This is a genomic window from Spirulina subsalsa CS-330, assembly GCF_028330765.1.
In the GTDB taxonomy this organism is placed as follows: domain Bacteria; phylum Cyanobacteriota; class Cyanobacteriia; order Cyanobacteriales; family Spirulinaceae; genus Spirulina; species Spirulina subsalsa_A.
The window spans coordinates 1-8,357 of record NZ_JAQMTY010000152.1 but is presented as its reverse complement, the minus strand read 5'-3'; the positions used below and the strand labels follow the sequence as shown (position 1 = coordinate 8,357).

The following is an 8,357-nucleotide window of genomic DNA, read 5'->3' as shown; positions in this document are numbered from 1 at the left end:
TTAAAGGACTCGCTGTCGCTCGATTTGTTTGTTGGTGCAAATTCATCTCGCCACTAAAAGGCACGTCCGCCGTTACCTTCGGTAACTCTACTCGGACTCGCTTTATAGTGGGAGTCTTCTTTGCACATTTTAAGATAATTTGCGCCTATTCTAGAAAAATGCCGTTTTCGACTGTGCCATGTTTACGATTGTGATCACGACTTATAATCGGTTGCCGTTGTTGAAGCGAGCGATTCGGACATCTTTAGAGCAAACGATCGCCTGTGAAGTGATTGTGGTGGATGATGGGTCAACCGATGGGACAGAAGCCTATTGTGAGCGGTTGGCTCAGACCGAGGTGCGTTTTTGTTATTTGCGGAATGAGCAAAATCGGGGCCACTCCTATAGTGTGAATCGGGGGGTGGAATTGGCTCAGGGGGATTGGGTGAAGTTCCTGGATGATGATGATTATTTAGCCCTCGACTGTGTGGCGGTGCTAGAGGATGCGATCGCCCTCTGTCCTGATGCGGTGATTTGTTCCTGTCAAGCCGCCCAGGTGAACGAACAGGAAGATCAACTGTCATTAACCGTGATGGCGGGGCCGGGGGAGATCTGCCGGATTCCCCAAGCTGATATTCACTACGGAATGTTGATCGAGGCGATTCCCTTTGGAACCCCGGTACAGGTGGCAGTGCGGCGACAGGCATTTTTACAAACGGGGGGTTGGGATTCGGAGTTGGATACGAATTTTGATGATATTGATTCGTGGTTGCGGGTGGCAGAACATGGGGATGCGCTGTTGATTAATCGGTGTTTGAGTTATCGCACGGTGTGGCCGGGGGCCTATAACTATCGGTTTAGTCTGCGCGATCGCCTCCACACGCACATTGAAATCAAACACCGCATCTATGAGCGGATCGCGCCGGTGCATCGCGCCCACTGTCCGCCGTTTCGTCAGGTGGCGGCGTATCTACGCTTACACTGGGGCTTGGTGGCGTTTAAGCAGCGGCAATGGCGGCCGGGTTTGGCCGTGATGGGCTGGGCGATCGCTTCGGTGGGGGCATGGCGGCTGTTGTGGCGGAGTCGATATCACCGGGCCCATCTCACGGCATCCACCCGCGATGTCACCAAGGAAGTCCTCCGCCCCGCCTAGATCAATCCGACCTAAACCGCACTCCCGGACGATTCCCGGTGTACTCTAAATGTAGTTTTATGAATTGCGGAACTGCGCCCCTTGACTGCCATGATGACTGAGCCGAGAGAGATGCCTGCTGTACCGGAAACCGTTGCGGTGTTGGGATTGCCCCTACATCTTTGTCCGGATTACGGGGAATGGGTGCGATCGCGCCGTACCCAAGGAACGCATATTGTCACCCTCAACGCAGAAATGGCGATGCTAGCCGAGCGCACCCCCCAACTCGCCACCATCCTCCATCGGGCGGATCTGATTGTTCCTGATGGCGCGGGGGTGATTTTTTATCTCTGGTTACGGCGGAAAAAACAGCGACGCTGTCCGGGGATTGAACTGGCTGCCCAACTGATTGAACAGTTGGGGCAGGATGGCAACACGCAGCCTATTATCCTGTTTGGGGCGGCCCCTGGGGTGGCAGAACGGGCGGCGCAAACCTGGCGATCGCGCTTCCCTCACTTAACCATCCAGACCCAACACGGCTACCTCACCGACGCAGAAAAAACCGCCTTTGCCGACCAATTAACCGACCTCAACCCTGCCCTAGTGCTGGTGGGCTTGGGTGTACCCCGCCAAGAATATTGGATTGCAGACCACCGCGATCGCTGTCCCCAAGCCACCTGGATCGGCGTTGGCGGCAGTTTCGACATCTGGGCGGGCACAAAACAACGCGCTCCCCGGTGGTTGCGGGATCATCACCTCGAATGGCTCTATCGTCTCTATAAAGAACCCTGGCGCTGGCGGCGGATGCTGGTGTTGCCGCATTTCGCCCTGCGATCGCTCTTGCCCTGAACAGTCCCATGCCCTCGTCCCCTTGGTTTAGCCACTGGTTTCAACGCCACCCCACCACCGCCACCGTGCCGGCCATGGTTCAGTTGCGCAATGTCGTCAAACAATACCCCAACGGCATTCGCTGTTTAAAACGGATTAACCTCACCCTCAAACAAGGGGATTTCCTCTTCATCATCGGCACATCCGGCACGGGTAAATCTACCCTGTTGAAATTGCTCTACGGCGAAGAACAGGCCAGCAGCGGCCAAGTGCAGGTCAACGGCGTTGATGTGGGCAGTCTCCACGGCGATCGCCTCGCGAAATTTCGGCGGCGGATTGGGGTTGTGTTTCAAGACTACAAATTGATCCCCAATCGCACCGTGGCGGATAATGTCGCCTTTGTCCTCCAAGCCCAGGGCAAACGCCAACAGGAAATTAACCGCCGTCTCCTGCCCACGTTGAAAATGGTGGGCCTCGCGGCCAAGGCCGACAGTTTTCCCGATCAACTTTCGGGGGGTGAGCAGCAACGGGTCAGTATTGCGCGGGCGATCGTCAGCACGCCGCCGCTGTTGTTAGCCGACGAACCGACGGGTAATCTCGATCCCTACAACGCCACCCAAATCCTGCGCACCTTGCAAAACCTCAACGCCTACGGAGCCACCGTGATCGTCACCACTCACGATCGCCACATGGCCCTCCAGTCTCAGCAACCGGTGCTAGAACTCCATCAAGGCGTGCTCTACCCGGTTCACAGTGATGCGATCGCCGCCCCCCTGCCTCACTAAACAACCGTGAAACTGTAACATAGCGCAACATTCACCCCCGTGAATAGGCTATCCTTAAGGAGATAAATAAACTCAATTTAACATTTCCTTACAACAGGCTCAGTCATGATTAGCGTTAAATTTGCTCTGAATTCAAACTAAATCATAATCCTGAGCGTCTGTATTCGTAGAGTGTAAACGGAACTCCTGACCTTTCATCTGTAGATCACGTTATCACTCCTTTTAGTTGCATTCCGGTGAATATTATGCTGACCGACACTCGCACAATTCGTTACTATCAACGTCTCACCGATGGCCTGGTTGATCTCTGGCGACGGGGCAATCGATACAGTGAGATGCAATTGTATCTAGATGGATACATCGCCAGTTTGCGCCATAGCAATGCCCTTGAACCCTACTTGATTCATCGCCTCGAAGCAGAAGTGGCCCGCTTCCTGCGCGACCCATCTAATTTTGAACTGGCTTTGCCGCAAACAGAAACCGAACTTGACTATTATTAAATTCTGGTTTTAACCTCTGGGGCAAATTCCACCGGATTTCAATACCATTGATGCTAAAAAAGAGGGGGCGATCGCTCCCTTTTTTTTAGCTACTGCTCATACATAAATCGATTTCAAGTGCCAAAACTCTCGCGATCCCCCCCAGCCCCCCTTAAAAAAGGGGGGAGCCGCTCAAAGTCCCCCTTTTTCAGGGGGATTTAGGGGGATAAAAGTCCCCCTTTCTCAGGGGGAGCCGCTCAAAGTCCCCCTTTTTAAGGGGGATTTAGGGGGATCAAACGCAGCTTAGGTCAGTATTTGCAAGTTGTGTATCAGCAGTCGCTTTTGCAGTCATGGAAAACCATCACATCTTAGGCTTAAGACGCAAGGGCAAATTCTAGCATTTGTTGCAATTCGCCGTTTTGGTAGAGTTCGATCATAATGTCAGAGCCACCGACAAACTCGCCATTGACATAGACCTGAGGAATGGTGGGCCAATTGGAATATTCTTTAATGCCTTGGCGAATGTCGGGATCACTCAACACATCAACGGTGGTGAACGGAACCCCGCAGGTATTGATGATTTGCACCACATTGTTGGAGAAACCACATTGCGGCATTAATTTCGAGCCTTTCATAAAGACGACGACTTTATCTTGCTTAACGATGCCATCAATACGTTCTTTGAGTTCAGGTGTCATAGTTTTTTTCGGTGTGGTTAATGTGTTCTGTTGTGGATCACGGCCCTATTGTTGTGTTGACGCTCACAGCGATCGCACATTTTAGGATTTTAGCGAGTTGCTGGGTTAACCGTTCACCGTTGCCCAAGTGGCGGGGGTGTAGGTTTTGAGGGCGAGGGCGTGAATTGCTTCTGAAGCGAGGGCTTCTTGGAGCGCCCCGTACACCATTTGATGCTGCTTGACGCGGGATTGTCCTTCAAAGGCTGTGGAAATCACAGTGGCTTGGAGATGGTCACCACCGCCGGTCAGGTCTTCCACCGTCACTTCTGCATCGGGCAACGTTGCCTGAATCATCGATTTGACTTGATCTAAGCTCACCATAGGTCGGTTCTAAGGGTGTTTTCTAATATACGGTTGTGGGATAGATTTTAACGTTCTTTGTTGGAGGGTGGGCCTATTGAACAAAGCCTAGTTCCACAAGCTGTTGATAGGCTCTTTCTCCTAAATCGGTGGTGGGATTCTGCGATCGCACAATTTGGATCAACAGCGGCACAGCCAATTCCGGCTGACCCTGGGCCCGATGGATCAAGGCAAGCTGATAGGTGGAGCGATCGCGCAGTTGAGCCGTGCGCAGCGCCTTGTCCCGTTGATCTTGAGCCACAGCCCCATCAATTCCAGAAAACGTACTCGCTAACTGCTGGTGAAAATTCGACAACTGGTTAAACACCTGACGGCTTTGCTTGAGCTTATCTTCTGCGAGGGGATAATTCCCGCTACTCACCGCGAGTTCCGCCTCTCCCATCAAGGCCTCGCCACCGTCCAAACTCAACAGCACCGGAGCCGCTTCCGGCACCAACTCCGCAAAATCCCCACTGGGAGCAACGAAGCCAAACCGCACCAGATCCCGATGGGCTTGGCGGCCTAGGGTCGTGGTCGGATTCTGCGATCGAATAATCTGAATTAGCAGGGGAACGGCTAAATCCGTCCGGCCTTGGGACTGGTGGGCCATTGCCAATTCATAGGTGGCTTGGTCGCGTAGCTGGGCCGTTTCGAGGGCTTGCCGGCGTTGCTGCTCCGCCCGGCGACTGTTAATCCCGGCAAAGGAGGAGGACAATTGCTGATAAAAGTTAGAGAGTTGATTGAACACCTGACGCGCATCTTGAAACTGTTGCGTTGCGCGATCGTAATTACCTTGGGATGCCGCCGCTTGCCCTTCGGACAGTAAACGCCGTCCTCCCGCCATGCTCAAAATACTATTGTCCTGTTCTAGGACTCGTTGCGTGTCTGGCCCGAAGGGATCTAACTCAAATTCTTCTGTCGGTGTTTGGGCTTGCACACCCAGGGGAAGCAAGACGGCCATTGTTGTCAAACTAGCCATTGCGAAGCGACGAATGATGTGCCTAATTACCATGAAGCCCTCAAACCCGTAACTAAATATTACTTGACATGAACTCGCTAACTACCATAACTTGTTTAGGGCAATAATCTAAAAAAAAAGCGAAGGGACAAGCAATCCAAACCGCAAAATATCCGCCCCGGCTCAACCGTTACCGTCAGCCGATCGCCTCAACCGGCTGGAGCCTCTAGCATAGATTGTCCCCACGGGGCGGGGTCGTTTCAATTTTGGTAGCGAGTCCGTGGCGAGGGCGAATCTCTCCTATAACGGAAGAGTAAGGCAGGCGATGCCGTTGTGGCTGCGACCTTGCTCTACTTTTACACCTTGAAATGGTCATCAGTGAAACCTATGAAACGATTGATGTTAAAACGAATTGCCCCCCTGATGTTGTCCTGTGCGGTGTTGAGTTTGGCTGTGCCGCTCCCCAGTTTTGCCGATGAGATCCGATCGCGCCTGCTGACGGTGACGGGCACAGGGATTGAGCGAGTCCCCACCACGATTACGCGGGTACGGTTGGCGGTGGAGGTGCAGGGAAGTGATGCGGCGGCGGTGCAGCGCGATGTGGCCCAGCGCACGGCCCAGGTGATTGAGTTGTTGCGATCGCAAGGGGTGGATCGTCTCCAAACCACGGGGGTCAGCCTCCAGCCCCGCTACGAACGCCGTGAGGGTCTCAATGAAAACCGTCTCGTGGGCTATGTGGGGTCGAATAGTGTCGCCTTCCAGATCGCCACGGAGGAGGCCGGTACGGTGATTGACCGAGCGGTATCCAGTGGGGTGAGCCGCATTGATGGGGTGGAATTTATGGCCACGGATACCGTTTTGGATGCGGCCAAAGCCGATGCCCTACGCCAAGCCACCGCCAATGCTCGCTCAGAGGCCCGGATTGTCCTCGCCTCCCTCGGCTTGCAGGAGGAGGAAATTGTCAGCATTGAGATCCACAGTTCGGGCTACGTTAGCCCGATGCGGAGTAATGCGATCCAGTTTGAGGCGGCGGATACCTTGGTGGGTGGCGATCAGACGGTATCGGCCACGGTGACGCTGGAAATTCGCTATTAAGTCTCGTTAGCCGAAGGGGCCCGCGAGGATGATTTTAGCGATCGCATCGGTGACATCGCTGGGAATTTCCTGCTTTAGTTGTTGATACCAGGCTTCGGTTTGGTCGGGATCTTTCGCGTAGATCACGTTGGTGCGCTTGCGGGCTTTGAGGACGAGGTCACGGGTGCGATCCTTGCGAGCCTCTGCGTACCGTTGCAGGGCATCGGGCACGCTGATCGTTGTGGTGAGGAGGTAGCGGGTGAGAATTTCCACATCTTCGAGGGCCTGACAGCCTCCTTGCCCCAGGGTGGGGGTGGTGGCGTGGCCGGAATCGCCCACGAGGGCAACGCGACCCCGTACTAAGCGATCGAGGGGTTCGAGGTCGCCAATTTCTAAGCGATTGGTTTGGAGGGGGTCGAGGTGTTTGATCAGGTTTTGGACGGGTTGGGCCCAGCCTTGGAACAGTTGGGCCAGTTCCTCGCGGCGATCGCTCGGTTCAACCGTCGTCCCGGCGGGCATGGGGGCCCCAAAGAAAAAGTAGAAGCGATCGCCCCCGATGGGCATCATCGAGGCCCGTTTTCCCTCGCCCACATAGATCACCCAACTATTGCCAGGGGGGAGATCGTCACTCATCGGCACAATCCCGTTCCAGTTCACATAGTCGGCATACCGTGGCCCGACGCTTTTGCCGATCACATAGTCCCGCACCGTAGACCGCACCCCATCGGCCCCAATGATCACATCCGCACTGACCCGCCGCCCATCGTTGAGAATGGCGATCGCTTCTGTTTCCGTCTCTTCCACCCCCACACATTGCACCCCCAACTCCACCTGTTCCGGGCCCAAGGCATCGAGGAGCATCTGCTGCAAATCGGTGCGCGAGACGGGGTAGGGGCGTTGTCCCACCTGTTGAATCATCGGGCGCAGATCAATTTCATTGAGCAATTCATCGGTATGGCTGCGGTATTCCATCCAGTCCATTTGTCCCCCGATGGCGGCTAATTTTTCCCCCAACCCCAAACGATTGAGCACTTTGACCCCATTCGACCACAGGGAAATCCCCGCCCCAGCCGGGCGCAGTTCGCGGGTGCGTTCAAACACCTTCACGGTGTAGCCTGCTTGCTGAAAGGCGATGCCTGTGGTGAGTCCGCCAATACCAGCGCCGATGATGACAACGTTGAGATGATACATAGAATTTCAAACCGATGATGAATGGAGAGACGTGAATCACAACAAGGGCGTGCGATCGCTTCTCACTATAGCGACACCCAGGCCATCCGAACAGCGTGCCGTGATACAACCCCACCCCCAAAAACCGAACCGGCGGGAACTCCATAACATTCCTAAACTTCTTCAGACTAGCCCCCGGAAAATGTAGGACAATCTGATTGCCATTGCCACAGCGGCAAGTTACAGGAGAATTGGTATGACGTTAATACGACCGCTTAAATTTGTAGCCTTCACAACGGCTGCCCTCACGCTCACATTAGGAGTGTATTCCGCTCGCGCTGCGCTCTTTGGCCAACAGGAAGTAACCGACCCCAATGCCTTTGCTGCGATCGCCACTCCCTTCGGAGGCAATCAATACAGCTTGATTGTCATGGAACAAATCCCCAACCGCACCCAATGCTGGGGCGAAACAGGGACAAACCCCACGATCATTAATCCCCTCTGGACAACCTTCGACTTTAGCGGCAGTTGTAAACGCTCCTCCGACAGTAACGGCTACTCGATCCGCATTAACGGCGAAGACTTCGCCCTAGAGTATTTACTCCGCATTATTGAGCGCAATGGTGAATTGATGTTGCTGGGCACGCCCCGCATCGGTAGCCGCGCCGGTTTGCAAGAAATTCTCATCGCTCGGACGGGCGGCGTGAGTGCGGGTCAAAATCATAAACTGTACCTGCAACCCGGTTGGCGTTTCACCCGTCGCACCTATGAAGGCAAAGTCTTAGGGCATCTTTACTTCACCAACGACGGAACCGTCACCACCCCCCCAACCCCCACGCCAACGCCCACGCCCACGCCAACCCCAACCCCAACCCC

9 protein-coding genes and 1 pseudogene are annotated in these 8,357 nt (G+C 54.5%); 6 read left to right on the top strand and 4 right to left on the bottom strand.

From position 1 onward, the window contains the following. Window positions 1-178: 178 nt before the first annotated feature. The 4 genes from PN477_RS10375 (at window position 179) to PN477_RS10360 (ending at window position 3,224) form a co-directional block, all read left to right on the top strand. Complete coding sequence (locus PN477_RS10375) at window positions 179-1,132, top strand: glycosyltransferase family 2 protein (RefSeq protein ID WP_272147258.1); 954 nt, start codon at window positions 179-181, stop codon at window positions 1,130-1,132. 111 nt (window positions 1,133-1,243) lie between these two features. Next, window positions 1,244-1,960 (top strand): WecB/TagA/CpsF family glycosyltransferase, encoded by a 717-nt coding sequence (locus PN477_RS10370; protein WP_272119880.1) that lies wholly within the window; start codon window positions 1,244-1,246, stop codon window positions 1,958-1,960. Between the two features lie 8 nt (window positions 1,961-1,968). After that, window positions 1,969-2,724, top strand: coding sequence for a cell division ATP-binding protein FtsE (gene ftsE / locus PN477_RS10365; RefSeq protein ID WP_272119879.1), 756 nt, complete (start codon window positions 1,969-1,971; stop codon window positions 2,722-2,724). Window positions 2,725-2,969: 245 nt separating this feature from the next. Further along, window positions 2,970-3,224 carry a DUF6761 family protein gene (locus PN477_RS10360; RefSeq protein WP_072619776.1) on the top strand — a complete coding sequence of 85 codons (255 nt, stop codon included), beginning with the start codon at window positions 2,970-2,972 and terminating at the stop codon, window positions 3,222-3,224. Window positions 3,225-3,577: 353 nt separating this feature from the next. Here PN477_RS10360 and grxD read toward each other — a convergent pair whose 3' ends face one another. From grxD to PN477_RS20875, 3 genes and pseudogenes are all read right to left on the bottom strand, one after another. Next, on the bottom strand, window positions 3,578-3,901 hold the full coding sequence (gene grxD, locus PN477_RS10355) for a Grx4 family monothiol glutaredoxin (protein WP_272119876.1): 324 nt from the start codon (window positions 3,899-3,901) through the stop codon (window positions 3,578-3,580). Window positions 3,902-4,006: 105 nt separating this feature from the next. Continuing rightward, window positions 4,007-4,261 (bottom strand): BolA family protein, encoded by a 255-nt coding sequence (locus PN477_RS10350; RefSeq protein ID WP_072619778.1) that lies wholly within the window; start codon window positions 4,259-4,261, stop codon window positions 4,007-4,009. A 73-nt stretch (window positions 4,262-4,334) separates the two neighbouring features. Continuing rightward, window positions 4,335-4,712 (bottom strand): annotated as a pseudogene (locus PN477_RS20875) (hypothetical protein); the annotation flags it as partial. Between the two features lie 912 nt (window positions 4,713-5,624). Here PN477_RS20875 and PN477_RS10340 point away from each other — a divergent pair. Beyond that, window positions 5,625-6,332: an SIMPL domain-containing protein gene (locus tag PN477_RS10340; protein ID WP_272119871.1), complete on the top strand. Its 708-nt coding sequence runs from the start codon at window positions 5,625-5,627 to the stop codon at window positions 6,330-6,332. Window positions 6,333-6,338: 6 nt separating this feature from the next. On the opposite strand, the gene hpxO is transcribed toward PN477_RS10340, so the two are convergent. Next, window positions 6,339-7,502 (bottom strand): FAD-dependent urate hydroxylase HpxO, encoded by a 1,164-nt coding sequence (gene hpxO / locus PN477_RS10335; protein ID WP_272119869.1) that lies wholly within the window; start codon window positions 7,500-7,502, stop codon window positions 6,339-6,341. A gap of 235 nt (window positions 7,503-7,737) precedes the next feature. Between hpxO and PN477_RS10330 the strand changes: the two genes are divergently transcribed. Then, window positions 7,738-8,357: DUF3747 domain-containing protein (locus PN477_RS10330; RefSeq protein WP_272147254.1), on the top strand; the 620-nt coding region annotated here is incomplete at its 3' end.